Raw genomic sequence first — 18,059 nt, 5'->3', positions numbered from 1 at the left:
TCAGTACATCGAGCAGCAGAATCGTCCGCTGTGACCTGCGGGTCAGAGCAGTTCTGAGAATCGCTTCACCACCGGGCTGAAGCCCGATGCACTGCGATTAGCCCCGGTAGCCCGGCCCGGTGCGGAACCGGGCGAGGGATCAAGGCGCGCCCTGTGGCCAGCCGAGGGTCCTGGTGCCAGGCTGGGCGGTATGAACATCCCTTTCCTGGCCAACTGGCTGAACCGGCACGAAACGGAACAGGGTGCGGGACTCGCCGCCGCCCTCGCGGATCACCCCGAGGGCGTCGCCGAGTTGTTCTCGGAGTGCGAGATGCTGCGGGCGCAGGCGAGGGCGGCCGGGCTCGAACTCGACCAGACCCCGGGCTCCTTGGAGGCCCTCGACCAGCTGATGCCCCGCTGGCGACGGGACCCCGAGGCCGTCCCGTGGCTGGGCAGCGACGCCGGGTTCTACCTCGGCACCGTGATCGTCCGCACCCTCCGCGGATCCGCCTGGCAGTCGTGGCCCAACGGCCGACCCGTGATCCGGCTCGCCTCGGGGCGGGAGCTCGACGTGGTCGAGTCGGGGGTGTCCTGGGCGATGACCGGTTCCCCGGAACTCAGCCAGGCCTACGCGGAGGCCTCCGAGGGCTGATCCGCCTCGGGGGACTGAAGCGCCGATGCGCTTTATGTGGCTTTTAGGCGTGTCGCGGTGAAGCCCCTGCGGCGGCTGGATAGTTTGCGCTGACCTCGACACACCGACAAGTGGGCAGGGCAGCGTATGGCCGTCGATCCGTTGATCGAGCTGCGGGACGTCAACAAGCACTACGGGCAGTTGCACGTCCTGCGGAACATCGACCTCACCGTCGGCCGCGGGGAGGTGGTGGTGATCATCGGCCCCTCCGGTTCCGGTAAGTCCACCCTCTGCCGGACCATCAACCGGCTGGAGACCATCGAGTCCGGCACGATCACCCTCGACGGCCGGCCCCTGCCCGCCGAGGGCAAGGAGCTGGCCCGGCTGCGCGCCGAGGTCGGGATGGTGTTCCAGTCCTTCAACCTCTTCGCGCACAAGACCGTCCTCGCCAACGTCTCCCTCGCGCAGGTCAAGGTCAGGAAGCGCGGGAAGGAGGAGGCGGACAAGCGCTCCCGGGAACTCCTGGACCGGGTGGGCCTCGCGAACCAGGCCGACAAGTACCCCGCCCAGCTCTCCGGCGGCCAGCAGCAGCGCGTGGCCATCGCCCGTGCCCTGGCCATGAGCCCCAAGGCCCTCCTCTTCGACGAGCCCACCTCGGCGCTCGACCCGGAGATGATCAACGAGGTGCTGGAGGTCATGCAGCAGCTCGCGGCCGACGGCATGACGATGGTCGTCGTCACGCACGAGATGGGCTTCGCCCGCTCCGCCGCCAACCGTGTCGTCTTCATGGCCGACGGAAAGATCGTCGAGGACCGCACCCCGGAGGAGTTCTTCACCGCACCCGAGAGCGAGCGGGCCCGGGACTTCCTTTCCAAGATCCTCAAGCACTGAGGGGCGGCCCGATGAGACACACTCCCCGTCGCGCGCGCACCCCGCACGTCCTGCGCGCCCTCGCCCTGATCCTGGCCCTCCTCGCGGCCACCGCCTGCGGCAAGCCCGGCAGCCCTCCGGTCAAGGGCCCGCAGCCCGGGGACCTGCCCGCGTACAAGGTGGCCACCGGCTTCGAGCTCCCCGAGTCCCGCACCTGGGAGCGGGCGAGGAAGCGCGGCCACCTCGTGGTCGGGGCCAAGGAGGACCAGCCGTACATGGGGGAGAAGGACCCCGCGCGCGGGACCTACTCGGGGTTCGACATCGAGATCGCCAAGATGATCTCCGCCTCCCTCGGCTTCGACCCCAAGACGATCGAGTTCAAGACCATCTCCTCCGCCAACCGCGAGACCGCCCTCCAGAACGGCCAGATCGACTACTACGTGGGCACCTACACGATCAACGACAACCGCAAGAAGCAGGTCGGCTTCGCCGGCCCCTACTTCATGGCCGGCCAGTCCCTGCTGGTCCGCAAGGACGAGCAGGACATCAAGGGCCCCGGCGACCTCGCGGGCAAGAGGGTCTGCTCGGCCGCCGGCTCCACGCCCTACCAACGGCTCCAGAAGGAGCACCCGGAGGCGATCCTCGTCGCCTACGACACCTACTCGGTCTGCGTGGACAACCTGCTGACCTACCAGGTCGACGCCGTCTCCACCGACGACTCCATCCTCCTCGGATACGCCGCCAAGGTCCCCGGCGAGCTCAAGGTGGTCGGCGAACCCTTCTCCCGGGAGCCGTACGGCATCGGCGTGCCGCGCTCCGACACCGCCCTGCGCCTCGCCATCGACGACGCGCTGGCCGAGCACGAGAAGAACGGCGACTGGAAGAAGGCCTACGAGGCCACCCTCGGCCTCTCCGGCAAGCCCGCCCCGACACCACCGCCCATCGACCGCTACCCGGCGAGCTGAGGGGAGAGCCACCGCCATGCACGTACTCACCGAGAACTTCGCGCTCTACGGGAAGGGCTTCTGGGGCACCGTCCAGCTGACCTTCTACGGCTCCCTCCTCGCCCTGGTCCTGGGCTTCGTGATGGCCTCCTTCCGGGTCGCGCCCGTCGGTTCCTTCCGGGTCTTCGGCACGGTCTGGGTGAACGTGCTGCGCAACACCCCGCTCACCCTGCTCTTCTTCGCGGTGCTGCTCGGCCTGCCCCGCTTCGGGCTGGTGCTGCCCTTCCAGGTCTTCGCCGTCCTGGCGCTGGGCTGCTACACCTCCGCCTTCATCTGCGAGGTGCTGCGCTCGGGAATCAACACGGTGCCCAAGGGGCAGGGAGAGGCGGCCCGCAGCCTGGGGATGTCCTTCGGGCAGACACTGGGCACGGTGGTGCTGCCGCAGGCCTTCCGGTCGGTGATCCCGCCCATCGGCTCCACGCTGATCGCCCTCGCCAAGAACTCCGCGATCGCCGGCGCCTTCAGCGTGAACGAGCTGCTGGGCACGTACAAGACGCTGAGCGAGCTGGGCTACAACATCATCTGGACCTTCGTCTGGATCGCCGTGGGGTACCTGATCATCACCCTGTCCATCAGCGCGCTCTTCCACGTACTGGAGAAGCGCTACGGAGTCGCCCGATGACCGCGCACGCGCTCCACGGGGACACTCAGTCCACGGCCCTCTACGACCTGCCCGGCCCCCGCACCCGGCGCCGTCACCTCCTCTACGGGGTCGTGTCGACGGTGGTGCTCCTCGGGCTGCTGGCCTGGATCCTCTACCTGCTCTTCGACACCGCGCAGTTCACCGCCGCCAAGTGGAGCCCCTTCACCTACAAGGGCATCCAGGAACTGCTCCTGCGGGGGCTGGGCAACACCCTCAAGGCCTTCGCCTACGCCTCGGTGCTCTCGCTCCTGCTCGGCGCGGTGCTCGGCGCCGGCCGGCTCTCGGTGCACCGGCCCGTGCGCTGGGCGGCGACGCTGTGCGTGGAGTTCTTCCGGGCCATGCCGGTCCTGGTGATGATCTTCTTCATCTTCGTCGCGCTCAAGGCGCAGCCGCTGCCCGCGCTGGTGGCGGGGCTGACCCTGTACAACGGATCGGTGCTCGCCGAGGTCTTCCGTACGGGCATCAACTCCGTGGAGAGGGGCCAGCGCGAGGCGGCGTACGCCCTCGGCATGCGCAAGACGCAGGTCATGACGTTCGTGCTGGCCCCGCAGGCCGTCCGTGCGATGCTGCCCACGATCATCAGCCAGCTGGTGGTGGCGCTGAAGGACACCTCGCTGGGCTACCTGATCACCTACGAGGAGTTCCTGCACGCGGGCAAGCTGATCGCCTCGAACCTCGACTACGACCTGCCGTTCATCCCCGTGGTGATGATCATCTCGCCGATCTACATCGGGATGTGCATGCTGCTGTCCTGGTTCGCCACCTGGGTGGCCCGGCGGGAGCGGCGCAGCCCGAAGACCGCCGCCGTCGAAGTCGCCGCCGCGGAACCCGAGACGGTGCTGCCGGGGCGGTGAGGATCCGCCCCGCCCCGGCGGCAGCCGGGATCACTGCTCGCGCAGCGGTACCGAGACGTACGAGGGATCGGTGCGCGGCGAGGAGAAGGTCAGCTGCGCGCCGGCGGGGTTGTGCTCGATGTAGAGCGGGTCGACCGTGTCCACGACCAGGGCGAGCCGGTGGCCCGCGGGCACGTCGTAGGCGGTGGAGAAGAGGTCCAGGTCCACGCCGAAGGGCTGCCCGGGGGTCTTGCCGTGGAAGGTGTACGGGGCGTTGCTGACCAGCTTGCCGAGGCCGAGGGGGCCCACGTCGTAGAGGTAGGCGACGAACGTGCCGTCGCCCTTGGTGGGCGTGACGGTGGTGTGCAGGCGCACGGTGCCGCGGATCCGGCGCTCCTCCTGGTAGCGGCCGGACTGCCAGACGGCCGCGAAGGCGCGGGGGAGGAGGGGGACGGAGGTGACGGGGGGCGCCTTGAAGAACTGGTCGAGGACGCTGGAGAGCATGACCACGCCGCCGTTGGCCCCGGAGTCGACGTTCGCGAAGACGTGCTCGCTGTCATTCAGGGGGATGCGCTCGGTGCCGCCGGAGCCGACCGACTTCCAGTCGGCGTAGCCCTCGTAGCCGTTGTCGCTGCGGGACTTGATCTGGACGGGGGCCTCGGTGTCGACGCCGTTGCGGTCGTTCTTGAGATAGCGGTCGAACCAGCGGTGGGCGTTGGTCCAGGTGTCGTTGGGCAGGCCGAGGAGGCCGGTGCCCTCGGCGGTGGCGTGGTCGCCGGGGCGCAGCTCCAGCCGCTTGGGGCCGGTGAGCCCCTCGAAGAACTTCGTGTACTGGTTGGGCGGGAAGACGGTGTCGCCCCAGGCGTTGCCCAGCATGATCGCGGCGCCGTTGGCGTTGATCCGGTCGATCTGCTCGGAGGCGGAGCGCTTCCTCCCCCAGTCGATCATCGCCTGTTCCCTGTCCAGCCTCGACCCGAGGAAGTCGGCGAGGATCTGCCGGAGTTCGGGGCCGGGGCGGCCGGTGAGGTATCCGGTGGCCCCGAGGAGGCCGGCCGCCTGGCGGTGCTCGGTGCGGCCGGAGTAGATCGACTCGATCAGGTCCGCCCATCCGCTGAGCGCGACCACGGCCTTGACGCGGGGGTCGTGTGCGGAGGCCAGCAGGCTGATGCCGGCCCCGTACGAGACCCCGCCGAGGCCGATCCGGCCGGGGTCCGCGGGCGTGGTGGCGAGGGCCCAGTCGATGACGGCGGAGACGTCCGCGATGTCGGCGGGGCCCGCCGTCTCGATCTCGCCGCCGGACAGCCAGAAGCCGCGCGAGGTGTAACCGACCACCACGTAACCGGAGTCGGCGAGTTTCCGGGCCTGGGCGATGTATTCGATCTGGGGCAGGCCCCAGCTGCTGGGGAGCACGATCAGCGGGTACTTCCGGCCGGGCTCCGCGCCGGCGGGAGTGAAGACGTTGCCCTTGAGGGTGATGCCTCCGGAGCCGGGAATGTCGTGGAAGCGCAGTTCCGGGGAGGCGGCCGGGGCCGAGGACGCGGGCGCGGCGGGGGCCGCCTGGGCCTGGTGGGGGGCCAGGCCCAGGGCGGTCGCCGCGAGCAGGGCGACCGCGGCCGCCGCGGTGGTGGGGCGGGGTTTCATCGATCGCTCCTCGCGTGCGCCGGTGTCCTGAAGTGACCCGACGGTAACGGGAGGGGTTTACCGAAGGTAACCCGCCGGTAAGTTACGTGGTGGTAACAATCGATCGGGGATCAGCCGCTCTGGGCGCCGCCGGCCAGCGCGCTCTTGGCCTTCCACGCGTCCCAGGACAGGTTCCATTCGCCGTAGCCGTTGCCGAGGTCGGCCTTGCCCTTGGAGCCGCTGCCGACCACTTCGAGCGGGTCGCCGGCCTGCACCTGCTCGTATACGGACTTGGCGTTGGCGTCGCTCATGCCGACGCAGCCGGAACTGGTGTTGGCGCTGCCGAAGTTGGCGGAGTTCCAGGGGGCTGCGTGCACGTACATGCCCGACCAGGTCAGGCGCATCGAGTAGTCGACCATCTTGTCGTAGGCGTCGCCGAGACCCACCGTCTGGGAGTCCATCCGGATGGTGCCCTCCTTGGCCATCAGCACCATTTTCCCGGACCAGGAGGCCTTCTGGCCGCCCGGAGTGCCCGCCGAGACCGGGACCGTCTTCACGACCTGACCGTCCTCGGTGACCGACATCTTCTTCGTGTCGAGGCTCACCTCCATCCGGCGGTCCTTGCCTATCTTGAACTCCGTGCTGTAATCGCGGGCGAAGAGCCCGCCGCCCGCGCCGGAGTCCACGCCGTTCAGGTTCATCTCGACCTTCACGTCCGTGCCGGATTTCCAGTAGTCCTTCGGCCGCCAGTCCACCCGGTCGTTGCCGGAATAGTCCTTGAACCAGCCCCAGGAACCCTCGGTGTTGTTCGAGGTGGTCACCTTCAGCTGCTTCTCGACCTCGGCCTTGTTCTTCACCGGATTGTCGAAGACGAGCGAGACGGGCATCGCGACGCCGACCGTGCTGCCCTTCGAAATGTTGATGGAGACCTTGTTCACCTTGTCGGCGGCCGAGGTCTTGAACTGCGTGTTCGCGTTCTGGCTGTCGGTGTTCTGCGCCTCGACCTTGTAGTCGGTGTTCGGCGCGGCGTTGCGTCCCGAGGTCCAGGTCTTCCCGTCGGCGGCGATCTGCCCGGCCAGTTCACCGCCCTTGCCGTCCGTCACCTTCACCTGCGCCAGCTTGCCGTCGGCGATGGTCACCTTGACCGGCTCGCCCGCCTTGACCTGGTCGCCCGTCAGGTTCACCGAGACGGCCATGGCCGGCTTGTTCTTCGCGTCCGCCTTGGCGCCGCCGCCGTCCGCGCCCCCGTCGGCGCCACCCGAACAGGCGGTCAGCGCGGCGGCGAGCAGCGCGGTGCCGGCCAGCGCCACCTGGCGGACCCGACGACGCGGCAGTGCGGTACGGCGTGTGCGGCTCAACGAAAACCCCTCCGAAGTAATGGTCGTCCGTAATCAAGGAGCGGACGACACGACTCTAGGTTCCCTATTCCGCGGAAAACATCGTCCTCCGGGGTTGTGACGTGCACCGCAGCGAAACAGTTGCCGTTCGGTCACATGAAAGGGTCCGTTCCGGAAAGGACTTTGGTCCCGGAGCAAAGGCCGAAAAGCACTGGCGGGACGCCGATGCCGCCGCGAGCGCACGACCGGGGCCGGAGCGGGACCGTCGGGCGGGACCGGGTTACCCTCCACCTTCGACCAGGTGAAGGGAACACACCTCGATGGAAGCCAGCACCCGCACCGACCCCCGCGCGGCCGGAGCCGGAGCAGGAGCCGGAGCTGGAGCCGAAGCCGGGGCCGATGCCGACGCGGGCCGGAAGGCGCCCGCGGGAGGCGGCTCGGTCCTGCGCAGCGGCGCGCTCATGGCGGCCGGCTCCATCGTCTCCCGGGCCACCGGCTTCCTGCGTTCCGCGGTGGTCGTGGCGGCACTCACCACCGGCCCCCTCGGTGACGTCTACGCCGTCGCCAACACCGTCCCCAACATCATCTACATGCTGCTGGTCGGAGGCGCGCTCAACGCCGTCTTCGTCCCCGAACTGATCCGGGCCGCCAAGGAACACAAGGACGGCGGGGCCGCCTACACCGACCGGCTGCTCACCGCCTGCACCCTGGCCCTCGTGGTGCTCACCGCAGTCGCCGTGCTCGCCGCACCGCTCCTCATCGACGGATACACCGACTACAGCGGCGCCCAGCGCGACACCACCGTCGCGCTCGCCCGGTTCTGCCTCCCGCAGATCTTCTTCTACGGCCTCTTCACCCTCCTCGGGCAGATACTCAACTCGCGCGGCAGGTTCGGCGCGATGATGTGGACCCCCGTCCTCAACAACGCCGTCGTCATCGCCGTGTTCGGGCTCTTCCTGTACCTCTCCCACGGCGCCCCCGACGGACTCACCGCCGCCGGGACCCGCCTCCTGGGCATCGGCACCACCGCCGGGATCGTCGTCCAGGCCCTCGCGCTGATTCCCTCGCTGCGCGCCGCCCGCTTCCGCTGGCGCCCCCGCTTCGACTGGCGCGGCAGCGGCCTCGCCCGCCCCCTGCGCAACGCGGGCTGGCTCGTCCTGCTGGTGTTCAGCAACCAGATCGCCTACTGGGTCGTCACCCGCTTCTCCACCATCACCGGCAGGCTCGCCCACGAAGCGGGGCTCGCGGGCGACGCCGGCTACGCCGCCTACACCAACGCCTACCAGCTGTGGATCGTCCCCCAGGGCATCGTCACCGTCTCCCTGGTGACCGCCCTGATGCCCCGGATGAGCACCGCCGCCTCCGACGGCGACCTCACGGGAGTGCGCAGGGAGATCTCCTACGCGCTGCGCTCCAGCGCCGCCCTCGTCGTGCCCGCCGCCGCCCTCTTCGCCGCGCTCGCCCCGTGGCTGATGGACTGCGTCGCCGGATACGGGCACGTCAGCGCCGCCGACGTCGAGGTCATGGCCGGCATGCTCATCGCCTTCGCGCCCGGTCTCATCGCCTTCTCCGCCCAGTACGTGCTCGCCCGCGGCTTCTACGCCCTCTCCGACACCCGGACCCCCTTCTTCCTCAACCTGGTCATCGTCGCCCTGAACGCCGGGCTCTCCTACGCCGCGTACGCCGTCCTCCCGCTGCGCTGGGCCGTGACCGGCATGGCCGCGGCCACCTCGATCGCCTTCACGGCCGGCGCCGCCGTGACCGCGTACGCCCTCGCGCGCCGGCTCGGCCCGCGCGCCCGGCCCCGTACCGCCGCCCGCCCCACGGCCCTCGGGACCCACCTGCGCCTGCTCGCCGCCTGCCTGCCCGCGGGGGCCGTCGCGTACGCGACGGCCAGGGCCGCCGACGGCCTCGGGGCCTACGCGGCGGCCGGGGCGGGAACCATCGTGCTCACGCTGGTCGTCGTACTCCTCGCCGGGCCCCTGCGCCTGACGGAGATCACCGACCTGATCGACTCCCTGCGGCGCAAGACCGGCCGAAAGCGGGAGGAGACCGTATGAAACACCCTGGGATACTGACCGGATGCCACGCGTACTGCTGATCGAGGACGACCCTTCCATCCGGGAAGGGGTGGGACTCGGCCTGCGCCGCCGCGGCCACGAGGTGAGAGCCGCCGACACCGGCGAGGCCGGCCTCGCCCTCATGGGCGGCTTCCACCCCGACCTGGTGCTCCTCGACCTCATGCTGCCCGGGATCAACGGAGTCCAGGTGTGCCGCCGGATCCGCGAGACCAGCGAGGTCCCGATCATCATGCTCACCGCGCGCGGCGACGACTTCGACATCGTCGTCGGCCTGGAGGCCGGGGCCGACGACTACATCGTCAAACCCGCCCGCACCGAGATCATCGAAGCCCGCATCAAGGCCGTGCTGCGCCGCCTCAGCGACCCCGGGGGCCGCCCCGGCGTGGAACACCACGGCGAACTCGCCGTCGACCGAGCCGGCCTGACCGTCGCCAAGAACGGCGAACGCGTCCCCCTCGCCCCCAGCGAGATCAAACTCCTGCTCCACCTGACGGCCTCGCCCGAGCAGGTCTTCTCCCGCCAACAGCTGCTGGAATACGTGTGGGAGCACAGCTACCACGCCGACGCCCGGCTCGTGGACGCCTGCGTGCGCAGGCTTCGCAACAAGATCGAGGAACCGGGCGGCAACCCCCGCTACATACAGACCGTGCGGGGCTTCGGCTACCGCTTCGGACCGCTCGGACCGCGTTAGGACTGCTGCCGTGCGAAAGTTCGCGCCGCTGGGGCTGCGTACCCGTCTGATCGCGGCGTTCCTCCTCGTCGCCGCCATCTGCGCCGTCAGCACGGCCGCCCTCACCTACCGTCAGGCCCGCAGCGCCGTCCTCACCCAGAGCCAGGACACCGCCGTCAGTACCCTGCGCGACCAACTGGAGGCCCAGGCCCTGACCCTGCCGATGGACCGCGCGCAGCTCCAGCGGGTCGTCAACGAGATCGGCAAGCGCGGCAAACCCCACCCCTGGACCGTCTACGCCGAGTACGGCACCCTGCGCGCCTCCTCCAACGTCACCCCCACCACCTCCGGCATCGTCACCGACGCCCTGCGCGCCCAGGTCGCCGACCATCCGCACGGCGCCTTCCAGCGGGTCGAGGACGAGCGGGGCGAGCCGTACCTGACCATCGCCATGCCCGCCGTCTTCACCCACCACGGCGTCCGCGAGCCGACCGGCGCCGTCCTCTACGCCGTCATGCCGCTGCTCACCGAGCAGCAGACCGTCGACGCCATGGTCCAGGCCGCCCGGCAGGGCGCCATCCCCGGCCTCGCCATCGCCGTCGTCCCCGCCCTGCTCGCCGCCCGCAGCGTCCTGCGGCCCGTGCGCGACCTGCGGCGGGCCGCCCAGAGCATGGGACGCGGGCGCCTCGACACCCGTATCGAGGTCCGCGGCGCCGACGAACTGTCCGGGCTGGCCCGCACCTTCAACGAGACCGCCGGAGCCCTGGAAGAGTCCGTCGCCGAACTGCGGGAGGCGGAGGTCCGGGCCCGTCGGTTCGCCGCCGACGTCTCCCACGAACTGCGCACCCCGCTCGCCGGGATGCTCGCCGTCACCGAGGTCCTCGACGAGGACGCCGAACGGCTCGACCCCGACACCGCCAAGGCACTGCGGCTGATCAGCGCCGAGACCGGGAAGCTCGCCGTCCTCGTCGAGGACCTGATGGAGATCTCCCGCTTCGACGCCCGCGCCGCCGAACTCAACCTCGACGACGTGGACGTGGCCGAGGCCGTGCGCAAGACCCTGGAGCGACGCCACTGGGACGACGGGCGGGTGAGCGCCGACCTGCCGCACGGACTCCGCGCCCGGCTCGACCCGCGCCGCTTCGACGTGGTCCTCGCCAACCTCGTCGGCAACGCCCTGCGGCACGGCGGCGCCCCCGTACGGATCGCGGTGCGCACCGAGTCCCGCGACGACGGGGAACGCCTGCTGGTCGAGGTGGCCGACAGCGGGCCCGGCATCGCCGCCGAGGTTCTCCCGCACATCTTCGACCGTTTCTTCAAGGCCGACGCCGCCCGGACCCGCTCCGCCGGCAGCGGCCTCGGGCTCGCCATCAGCCTGGAGAACGTCCGGCTGCACGGAGGCACCCTGAGCGCGGCCAACGCCCCCGACGGGGGAGCCGTGTTCACCCTCGACATGCCCCTGGAGACCACCGCGTGACCCTCCGTTCCGCGTCCGGCCGCCGCACCGCCGCGGCCGTGGCCGCCGCCCTGCTCGGCCCGCCGCTGGTCGCGGGCTGCGGGATCAAACCCACCGGGGTCGTCGAGAGCGGCTCCGCCGCCCGGGTGCTGGTCGCAGCGCCCTCCCGGGCCTCGATCGCGTACTTCGTCACCGGCGAGGGGCGCCTGGTCCCCTCGCCCTATCCCGACTACGCCGACAACAGCCCGCAGGGCAGCCTGCAGTTGCTGCTGCGCGGACCCGGCACGGTGGAGCAGGAGGTCGGGCTCGGCACCCGGCTGCCGCCGCTGGACGCGGGGGCGGCCGGGGGAGTCAGGGCCTTCTTCACCTCGGAGTTCCACCTGGAGGTCCGCGTCCCCTTCCCGGTGGCCGCGCTCGACCCGCTCGGCCTGAAGCAGCTGGTGTGCACGGCCGTGTCCACCGCGGGACCGACCGTCCAGGTGGCGGTGCGCGGCCCCGACACCCAACTGGAGCCCACCCGCTGCGAGGCCGGGCGCTGACACGGGCCCCGGCACCCTTGCGGGGCGCCCCGCGGGCCGCCACCGTGTGGACCATGGACCGCGCCGCAGCAGCCCCGGGCACCACTTCCGACGTCCCCGGGATCCCCGACGTCCCCGGGATCCCCGACGTGTTCGATCCGCGCCTGTACGCCGCGGGCGTCCCGCACGCGCGCTACCGGCTGCTGCGCGACCACCGTCCGGTCGCCTGGCAGGAGGAGCCGGAGGTCGGGGGCTGGCCCGCCGGCCCCGGGTTCTGGGCCGTCACCAGGCACGCCGACGTCGTCCGCGTCCTGCGCGACCACACCACGTACTCCTCCTGGATCGGCGCCACCCAGATCCGCGACCCCGACCCCGGCGACCTGCCGTTCCTGCGCGGCACCATGCTCAACCAGGACCCGCCCGCGCACGGCCGGCTGCGGCGCCTGGTCGCCCGCGCCTTCACCCCCGCCCGGGTCGACGCCTTCGCGGGCCGGGTCCGGGAGCGGGCCCGCACCCTGCTGGCCGCCGCCCGGGACGGCGCCGAGGACGGCACCGTCGACGTGGTGGCGTCCGTCACCGACGAGTACGCCCTGCTGAACCTGACGGACCTGCTGGGCGTTCCGGCCGCCGACCGGGGCCTGCTGCTGGAGTGGACCGTACGGGTCATCGGCTACCAGGACCCCGAGGACGCCCCCGCGCCGCTCCTCGGCCCGGACGGCACCCCGCTGAACCCGCGGTCCCCGGCGCTGCTCGGCGAGATGTTCGCGTACGCCCGGGAACTGGCCGCGCACAAACGCGCGCACCCGGGCGATGACGTGATGACCGTCCTCGCGCAGGCCGGACTGGACCCCGCCGAACTGGAGATGTTCTTCTTCCTGCTCACCGTCGCCGGAAACGACACCGTCCGCAGCGCCGCCCCCGGCGGACTCCTCGCCCTAGCCCGGAACCCCGACGCCTACCGCCGGATCGCCGACGGCAGTGCCCCGGCCGACCGGGCCGTGGAGGAGCTCCTGCGCGTCCACCCGCCCGTGCTCAGCTTCCGGCGCACCGCCGCCCGCGACACCGAACTGGCCGGTCAGCCGATCCGTGCCGGGGACAAGGTGGTCGTCTTCCACGCCTCCGCCAACCACGACGAACGCGTCTTCGCCGACCCGCACCGCCTCGACCCCGGCCGTTCCCCGAACCCGCACGTCTCCTTCGGCGACGGCCCCCACGTCTGCCTCGGGGCCCACTTCGCCCGCCTCCAGCTGCGCACCCTCCACGAGGAATGGCGCACCGCCCTGCCCGCGCCCGAACTCGTGGGGGAGCCGCGCCGACTGGTGTCCAACTTCATCAACGGGATCACGCGGCTGCCGCTACGGGTGTCCGGGCCGCCCGCGTGACGTCCGCGACGAGCTCGGTCACGTCCGGCCCGTAGGCGTCGGAGTTGATCACCTTGAGCAGGAGGCAGAAGGAGTCGCCGCGGTGTGCGCGCGCCAGCTCCCGGTGGTGCCTGGCCAGGTAGCGGGCGGCCGCCTGGTTGCTGTTGGCCGTCTGCCCGGACAGGACGAACACCGGTCGCGTGCCCCGCTCCGTCACCAGCCGCGCCAGCAGTACGTATTCGGCCGCGCCCACCTCCCAGCGGTACGTCAGGCCGCCCACGGTGATCGCCCCCCGGTCCTCGGCGGGCTCGGCCGCGACGACCATCCGCACCCCCGGCAGCAGGGACGCCAGGTGCGCCGTCGTACGCGAGTTGGAGGAGGGACCGCCCACGCAGAACTCGGCGCGCTCGCCGAAGCCCTGCCGGGCCGTGTCGTGGGGGACGATCTGCACGGTCGCCCCGCAGTCGCGGATCAGGGCCGATATCTCCAGCAGCGCGAAGGCGTCGTTGCGGTGCAGGGAGGAATCCTTTCCGCCCATCTGCCGGTTGACTACGAACAGGCAGTCGGAGCCGGTCGGGAGGCCGAAGAAGGCCTGCTTGCGGCGCAGTTCGCGGCGCCACAGGTAGGTCCGGAAGAACCAGCCGAACCCGCCGCTGACGGCGGTGGCCGCCACCCCGAGCACGATGTTGCGCACGTCGTCGTTCATGCGGCGGATGGTAACGGCCGCCCGGCCTTCCTGACGCGGGCGGTTCCGTGAAGTTACGCTGCGCCTCGCAGGTCTGACAGGCCGTCGACTGGAGGAACCGGATGCGCCGTCCCGCAGCACGTCAGTTAGCGCTCGTAGCCCTCGCCGGGGCGCTCGTCTCGACGGGGGCCGCCGCGCCGCCACGGGAGACCGCCGCACCGCCCAAGGTCCCGGTGGCCGCCGGCTACGGCGGCGCCGTGGCCAGCGTCGACGCGGACGCCTCCGCCGCCGGGATCGCGGTCCTGCGCGCCGGCGGCAACGCGGTGGACGCCGCCGTCGCCACCGCCGCCGCGCTGGGCGTCACCGAACCGTATTCGGCGGGCATCGGCGGGGGCGGCTATTTCGTGTACTACGACGCCGCCTCCCGCCGGGTGCACACCATCGACGGCCGCGAGACCGCGCCCGCGAGCGCCACGGCCACCCTGTTCCAGGAGAACGGCGTCCCGATCCCCTTCGACCAGGGGCAGACCAGCGGCCGCTCGGTCGGGGTCCCCGGCACCCCCGCCACCTGGAAGAGCGCCCTCGACGCCTGGGGCTCCCGGCCGCTGGGGCAGCTCCTGCGGCCCGCCGAGAAGCTGGCGCGGGACGGCTTCACCGTGGACGCCACCTTCCGGGCCCAGACCGAGCTCAACCAGGACCGGTTCAAGGACTTCCCCGACACCCGCAAGCTGTTCCTGCCCGGCGGGCAACTGCCGGTCGTCGGTTCCACCTTCAAGAACCCCGACCTGGCCGCCACCTACGCCGAACTCGCCCGCAAGGGCACCGGCGCCCTCTACCGTGGCCCGCTCGCGCAGGACATCGTCCGGGCCGTCCGCACGCCTCCCGTCGACCCGGCGGCCACCCGTGTCGTGCGCTCCGGCGATCTGACCACCGCCGACCTGAGCGCGTACGCCACCAAACGGCAGGCCCCCACCCAGGTGGGCTACCGGGGCCTGGACGTCTACAGCATGGCGCCCTCCTCCTCCGGCGGCACCACGGTCGGCGAGGCGCTGAACATCCTGGAGGGCACCGACCTCTCGAAGCTCTCCGAGGTGCAGTACCTGCACCGCTACATCGAGGCCTCCCGGATCTCCTTCGCCGACCGGGGCCGCTGGGTCGGCGACCCGGCCGCCGAGCAGGTCCCGACCCGCGAGCTGCTCTCGCAGCGGTACGCGGACACCCGCGCCTGCCTCGTCAGGCCGGACCGCGCCCTGACCAGCCCGCTCGCCCCGGGCGACCCCCGGCACCCGGCCCCCTGCGCCACCACCGGCCAGGTGGCCCCGACCACCTACGAGGGGGAGAACACCACCCACCTGACGGTCGCCGACCGCTGGGGCAACGTGGTCTCCTACACCCTGACCATCGAGTCCACCGGCGGCAGCGCGATCACCGTCCCGGGGCGGGGCTTCCTGCTCAACAACGAGCTGACCGACTTCTCCTTCGCCCCGGCCGCCCCCGGGGTGCCCGACCCGAACCTGCCGGGGCCGGGCAAGCGCCCGCGCTCCTCGATGTCCCCGACCATCGTCCTCAAGGACGGACGGCCGGTCCTGGCCGTGGGTTCGCCGGGCGGCGCCACCATCATCACCACCGTCCTGCAGACCCTGCTGGGCCGCCTGGACCGGGGGCTGCCGCTGGTCGACGCCATCGCCGCCCCGCGCGCCAGCCAGCGCAACCAGACCACCACCGAACTGGAACCCGGGCTCTGGAACAGCCCCGTGCGCACCGAGCTGGAAGCCCTCGGCCAGGGCTTCCGCCAGAACCCCGAGATCGGCGCGGCCACCGGCGTCGAGCGCCTGCCGGACGGCCGCTGGCTGGCCGCGGCCGAGACCACCCGGCGCGGCGGCGGCTCGGCGATGGTCGTCCGCCCCTACGGGAAGCCGTAGGGCGGGTCTACGGGGCGGTGAGGATCCTCGGGCCGTCGGCGGTGACGGCGACCGTGTGCTCCGCGTGGGCGGCCCGGCTGCCGTCGACGGTGCGCAGGGTCCAGCCGTCGGCGTCGCAGGCGTAGTCGTCCGTGCCGCCCGCGATCAGCATCGGCTCGATCGCGAGGACCATGCCGGGGCGCAGCTTCGTGCCGCGTCCCGGCGGGCCCTCGTTGGGGACGCCGGGGTCCTCGTGCATGGTGCGGCCCACGCCGTGGCCGCCGAAGCCGTCCGGGATGCCGTAGCCGGCGGTGCGGCAGACGGTGCCGACGGCGTGCGCGATGTCGCCGATCCGGTTGCCGGGCACGGCCGCGGCGATGCCGGCGGCCAGGGCCGCCTCGGCGGTCTCGATCAGGCGCAGGTCGGCGGGGCGGGGCCGGCCGACCGTGAAGCTGACGGCGGCGTCCCCGACCCAGCCGCCGAGCTCCGCCCCGCAGTCGATGCTGACCAGGTCGCCGTCGCCCAGCCGGTAGTCGTCGGGGATGCCGTGCACGATCGCGTCGTTGACCGAGGCACACACCACCGCCGGGAAGGGCACGGGCGCGAACCGCGGCCGGTAGCCCAGGAAGGGGGAGGAGGCCCCGGCCCCGCGCAGGACCGTGCGGGCCACGGAGTCCAGTTCCCGCAGGGACACCCCTACCTCCGCGGCCCTGCGTGCGGCGGCCAGGGCGCGGGCGACCACCCGGCCGGCGGCGCGCATCTCGTCGATCTCTCGGTTCGTCTTCAGTTCCACCATGCCAATAACTATACCGGTATAACTTTACCGGGATGATTATTGGGGGCGGAGGGGTAGGCTGGGGGCATGGTCCGTACCCCCTTGACCCCCGAAGAGCGCGAGCGCGGCGAGCGTCTGGGCGCGCTGCTGCGCAAGGCGCGCGGTGACCGCAGCATGGTGGAGGTCGCGGCCGGCGCGGGACTCTCCTCCGAGACCCTCCGCAAGATCGAGACCGGGCGCGCCCCCACCCCCGCGTTCTTCACGGTGGCCGCGCTGGCCGAGGCCCTCGGCCTCTCCCTGGACGAACTCGTCCGCGCCTGCGTCCTCGTACCCGCCTGACGGCGGAACCCCGCGCGGCGGTACGCCCGTGCCGGGGGAGTGTCCCGAGGCCGATCGGCGCAACCGGCGGTGGCGGCGCCGGGGCGCGGGGCAGGCCTGACGGCATGCCAGCCGTGAACGAAACGAAACGCCTCGGTATCGCCGCGCTCGGCGCCCTCCTCGCGAGCGGCCTGCTGCTCGCGGCCTGCGCCGACCCCGATGTCCGGGCACCCGCCAAGGACCCCGGCGACCTGGTCCTGCCCCACCGGGGCGACGGGCTCCCGCGGCGCGAGTAGCCGGCCCGCGCGGGCCGGCTCGCCGTCAAGCTTTGAGACTCCCGTAGCCCGCCCGTAACACGGGTGGGATCCAATGCGGTCATGGAGACGCCGACTGCGCTGGTGATCGGGCAACTCACTGAATACGTCCGGGGTTTGACGCGGAGACTGGACCCCGGGGCGGGCTGGTACGGGGAGTTCCTGCGGCGGGATCCGGGTGGGGTGCGGGCCTGCCTGGAGGGGGTCGCGATACCGCCGTGGGACGTACTGGAGTCGCTGCTCGGGGACCTCCCCGGGGATCCGGGGAGCAGGGCCCGGGAGGCCGCCCATGCGGCGGGGCTGCGGACCGCCGCGGTCGCCGCGTGGGACGCGATGCCGGGCGGGGGGCGGGAGCTGCGGCTCCAGCTCGACGTGGCGGCCGGGCAGTGGGCCGCCTCGGAGGCGGCCCTGCGCAGCCTGACCGACCGGCTCGGCGGCACCGCCGACCCGGGGGAGGCGGCCGCCCTGGCCCGGGAGCTCGCCTGGACCCGCGACGACACGGCCCGCGCCGCCGCACGGCACGCGGACCTGACCACCCGCCTGCGGGCACTGCCACTGGCGGGGGTCCCGAGGCAGCGGGAGCGGCAGCCGGAGCCGGGCCCGGACCGGGAGTGGCGGCCGGAGCCGGGTCCGGACCGGGACCGGGAGTGGCGGCCGGAGCCGGGTCCGGACCGGGACCGGGAGTGGCGGCCGGAGCCGGGTCCGGACCGGGACCGGGAGTGGCGGCCGGAGCCGGAGCCGGGTCCGGACCCGGACCGGGCGCGGCACCAGCACCCGGAGCCACCGCTCCAGCCCCTGCCGGACCGGGAGCCGTGGCCGGAGCCGCCCCTGGGGCCGGACCGGGAATGGCGCCGGGAGGCGGAGCGAGATCCGGAGCCGGGTCCGGAGCCGGAGTCGCCGTCGGTCCCGGTCGGGAGGGCCGAGGGGCGGTGGCTGCGGGGAGCGCGCAGGGCCGGTGGGGCCCGGTACGCGGGCGCACCCCCGGCCGCCGCCGTGGCCGCCGCCCCGACGGCCCCCCTCCCCGCCCCGCGCGGCGCCCGGTTCGCGGGCGGGGCCACCGCCG

The 18,059-nt window shown here is 72.3% G+C and carries 17 protein-coding genes and 1 pseudogene; 14 read left to right on the top strand and 4 right to left on the bottom strand.

The genetic code is table 11. The features are described from left to right. Positions 1 to 190 precede the first annotated feature (190 nt). The 5 genes from ACEPPI_RS35250 (at position 191) to ACEPPI_RS35230 (ending at position 3,981) form a co-directional block, all read left to right on the top strand. Complete coding sequence (locus ACEPPI_RS35250; protein ID WP_373919336.1) at positions 191 to 631, top strand: DUF6278 family protein; 441 nt, start codon at positions 191 to 193, stop codon at positions 629 to 631. Positions 632 to 757: 126 nt separating this feature from the next. Further along, positions 758 to 1,501, top strand: coding sequence for an amino acid ABC transporter ATP-binding protein (locus ACEPPI_RS35245; RefSeq protein WP_373919335.1), 744 nt, complete (start codon positions 758 to 760; stop codon positions 1,499 to 1,501). A gap of 11 nt (positions 1,502 to 1,512) precedes the next feature. Next, positions 1,513 to 2,445 (top strand): glutamate ABC transporter substrate-binding protein, encoded by a 933-nt coding sequence (locus tag ACEPPI_RS35240; RefSeq protein ID WP_373919334.1) that lies wholly within the window; start codon positions 1,513 to 1,515, stop codon positions 2,443 to 2,445. Positions 2,446 to 2,461: 16 nt separating this feature from the next. After that, on the top strand, positions 2,462 to 3,106 hold the full coding sequence (locus ACEPPI_RS35235) for an amino acid ABC transporter permease (RefSeq protein WP_373919333.1): 645 nt from the start codon (positions 2,462 to 2,464) through the stop codon (positions 3,104 to 3,106). Continuing rightward, on the top strand, positions 3,103 to 3,981 hold the full coding sequence (locus ACEPPI_RS35230) for an amino acid ABC transporter permease (protein WP_373919332.1): 879 nt from the start codon (positions 3,103 to 3,105) through the stop codon (positions 3,979 to 3,981). Before ACEPPI_RS35235 ends, ACEPPI_RS35230 begins: the two co-directional genes overlap by 4 nt. Positions 3,982 to 4,011: 30 nt before the next feature. On the opposite strand, the gene ACEPPI_RS35225 is transcribed toward ACEPPI_RS35230, so the two are convergent. Together ACEPPI_RS35225 and ACEPPI_RS35220 are read right to left on the bottom strand one after the other, a co-directional pair. Then, positions 4,012 to 5,601, bottom strand: coding sequence for a CocE/NonD family hydrolase (locus tag ACEPPI_RS35225; RefSeq protein ID WP_373919331.1), 1,590 nt, complete (start codon positions 5,599 to 5,601; stop codon positions 4,012 to 4,014). A gap of 110 nt (positions 5,602 to 5,711) precedes the next feature. Then, positions 5,712 to 6,938 carry an Ig-like domain-containing protein gene (locus ACEPPI_RS35220; protein WP_373919330.1) on the bottom strand — a complete coding sequence of 409 codons (1,227 nt, stop codon included), beginning with the start codon at positions 6,936 to 6,938 and terminating at the stop codon, positions 5,712 to 5,714. A 299-nt stretch (positions 6,939 to 7,237) separates the two neighbouring features. Here ACEPPI_RS35220 and murJ point away from each other — a divergent pair, with 299 nt between their 5' ends. From murJ to ACEPPI_RS35195, 5 genes are read left to right on the top strand one after another with little or no spacing between them, the layout of a single operon-like run. Then, positions 7,238 to 8,977, top strand: coding sequence for a murein biosynthesis integral membrane protein MurJ (gene murJ, locus ACEPPI_RS35215; RefSeq protein WP_373919329.1), 1,740 nt, complete (start codon positions 7,238 to 7,240; stop codon positions 8,975 to 8,977). Between the two features lie 22 nt (positions 8,978 to 8,999). Beyond that, complete coding sequence (locus ACEPPI_RS35210; protein ID WP_373919328.1) at positions 9,000 to 9,689, top strand: response regulator; 690 nt, start codon at positions 9,000 to 9,002, stop codon at positions 9,687 to 9,689. A 10-nt stretch (positions 9,690 to 9,699) separates the two neighbouring features. After that, on the top strand, positions 9,700 to 11,145 hold the full coding sequence (locus ACEPPI_RS35205; RefSeq protein ID WP_373919327.1) for an ATP-binding protein: 1,446 nt from the start codon (positions 9,700 to 9,702) through the stop codon (positions 11,143 to 11,145). After that, positions 11,142 to 11,663, top strand: coding sequence for a hypothetical protein (locus tag ACEPPI_RS35200; RefSeq protein WP_373919326.1), 522 nt, complete (start codon positions 11,142 to 11,144; stop codon positions 11,661 to 11,663). Before ACEPPI_RS35205 ends, ACEPPI_RS35200 begins: the two co-directional genes overlap by 4 nt. Before the next feature lie 53 nt (positions 11,664 to 11,716). After that, positions 11,717 to 13,024 carry a cytochrome P450 gene (locus ACEPPI_RS35195; RefSeq protein ID WP_373919325.1) on the top strand — a complete coding sequence of 436 codons (1,308 nt, stop codon included), beginning with the start codon at positions 11,717 to 11,719 and terminating at the stop codon, positions 13,022 to 13,024. Here ACEPPI_RS35195 and ACEPPI_RS35190 read toward each other — a convergent pair. After that, on the bottom strand, positions 12,984 to 13,709 hold the full coding sequence (locus tag ACEPPI_RS35190) for a hypothetical protein (protein ID WP_373919324.1): 726 nt from the start codon (positions 13,707 to 13,709) through the stop codon (positions 12,984 to 12,986). The two genes, ACEPPI_RS35195 and ACEPPI_RS35190, sit on opposite strands and share 41 nt — an antisense overlap. Before the next feature lie 101 nt (positions 13,710 to 13,810). Here ACEPPI_RS35190 and ggt point away from each other — a divergent pair, with 101 nt between their 5' ends. Continuing rightward, positions 13,811 to 15,610 (top strand): gamma-glutamyltransferase, encoded by a 1,800-nt coding sequence (gene ggt, locus ACEPPI_RS35185; protein WP_373919323.1) that lies wholly within the window; start codon positions 13,811 to 13,813, stop codon positions 15,608 to 15,610. A gap of 7 nt (positions 15,611 to 15,617) precedes the next feature. Here ggt and map read toward each other — a convergent pair whose 3' ends face one another. Beyond that, positions 15,618 to 16,385, bottom strand: a complete 768-nt coding sequence (gene map, locus ACEPPI_RS35180) for a type I methionyl aminopeptidase (RefSeq protein WP_373919322.1) — start codon at positions 16,383 to 16,385, stop codon at positions 15,618 to 15,620. Between the two features lie 66 nt (positions 16,386 to 16,451). On the opposite strand from map, the gene ACEPPI_RS35175 reads away from it, so the two are divergent. From ACEPPI_RS35175 to ACEPPI_RS35165, 3 genes and pseudogenes are all read left to right on the top strand, one after another. Next, positions 16,452 to 16,703: a helix-turn-helix domain-containing protein gene (locus ACEPPI_RS35175; RefSeq protein ID WP_373919321.1), complete on the top strand. Its 252-nt coding sequence runs from the start codon at positions 16,452 to 16,454 to the stop codon at positions 16,701 to 16,703. Positions 16,704 to 16,816: 113 nt separating this feature from the next. Next, a complete protein-coding gene (locus tag ACEPPI_RS35170) occupies positions 16,817 to 16,978 on the top strand; it encodes a hypothetical protein (RefSeq protein WP_373919320.1) in 162 nt (53 codons plus the stop codon). 135 nt (positions 16,979 to 17,113) lie between these two features. After that, positions 17,114 to 18,059: pseudogene (locus tag ACEPPI_RS35165) on the top strand (hypothetical protein); the annotation flags it as partial.

The sequence above is a fragment of the Streptomyces sp. AB3(2024) genome (genome assembly GCF_041862025.1).
In the GTDB taxonomy this organism is placed as follows: domain Bacteria; phylum Actinomycetota; class Actinomycetes; order Streptomycetales; family Streptomycetaceae; genus Streptomyces.
This window is presented reverse-complemented; position numbering and strand designations above follow the sequence as displayed.

What these genes read in the sequence shown, in the direction of transcription:
- ACEPPI_RS35245 (WP_373919335.1), top strand. Translation starts at nt 758, where the DNA reads ATGGCCGTCGATCCGTTGATCGAGCTGCGGGACGTCAACAAGCACTAC.
- ACEPPI_RS35190 (WP_373919324.1), bottom strand. Translation starts at nt 13,709, where the DNA reads ATGAACGACGACGTGCGCAACATCGTGCTCGGGGTGGCGGCCACCGCC.
- ACEPPI_RS35230 (WP_373919332.1), top strand. Translation starts at nt 3,103, where the DNA reads ATGACCGCGCACGCGCTCCACGGGGACACTCAGTCCACGGCCCTCTAC.
- ACEPPI_RS35195 (WP_373919325.1), top strand. Translation starts at nt 11,717, where the DNA reads ATGGACCGCGCCGCAGCAGCCCCGGGCACCACTTCCGACGTCCCCGGG.
- ACEPPI_RS35175 (WP_373919321.1), top strand. Translation starts at nt 16,452, where the DNA reads ATGGTCCGTACCCCCTTGACCCCCGAAGAGCGCGAGCGCGGCGAGCGT.
- ACEPPI_RS35210 (WP_373919328.1), top strand. Translation starts at nt 9,000, where the DNA reads ATGCCACGCGTACTGCTGATCGAGGACGACCCTTCCATCCGGGAAGGG.
- ACEPPI_RS35250 (WP_373919336.1), top strand. Translation starts at nt 191, where the DNA reads ATGAACATCCCTTTCCTGGCCAACTGGCTGAACCGGCACGAAACGGAA.
- ACEPPI_RS35225 (WP_373919331.1), bottom strand. Translation starts at nt 5,601, where the DNA reads ATGAAACCCCGCCCCACCACCGCGGCGGCCGCGGTCGCCCTGCTCGCG.
- ACEPPI_RS35240 (WP_373919334.1), top strand. Translation starts at nt 1,513, where the DNA reads ATGAGACACACTCCCCGTCGCGCGCGCACCCCGCACGTCCTGCGCGCC.
- ggt (WP_373919323.1), top strand. Translation starts at nt 13,811, where the DNA reads ATGCGCCGTCCCGCAGCACGTCAGTTAGCGCTCGTAGCCCTCGCCGGG.
- murJ (WP_373919329.1), top strand. Translation starts at nt 7,238, where the DNA reads ATGGAAGCCAGCACCCGCACCGACCCCCGCGCGGCCGGAGCCGGAGCA.
- ACEPPI_RS35235 (WP_373919333.1), top strand. Translation starts at nt 2,462, where the DNA reads ATGCACGTACTCACCGAGAACTTCGCGCTCTACGGGAAGGGCTTCTGG.
- map (WP_373919322.1), bottom strand. Translation starts at nt 16,385, where the DNA reads ATGGTGGAACTGAAGACGAACCGAGAGATCGACGAGATGCGCGCCGCC.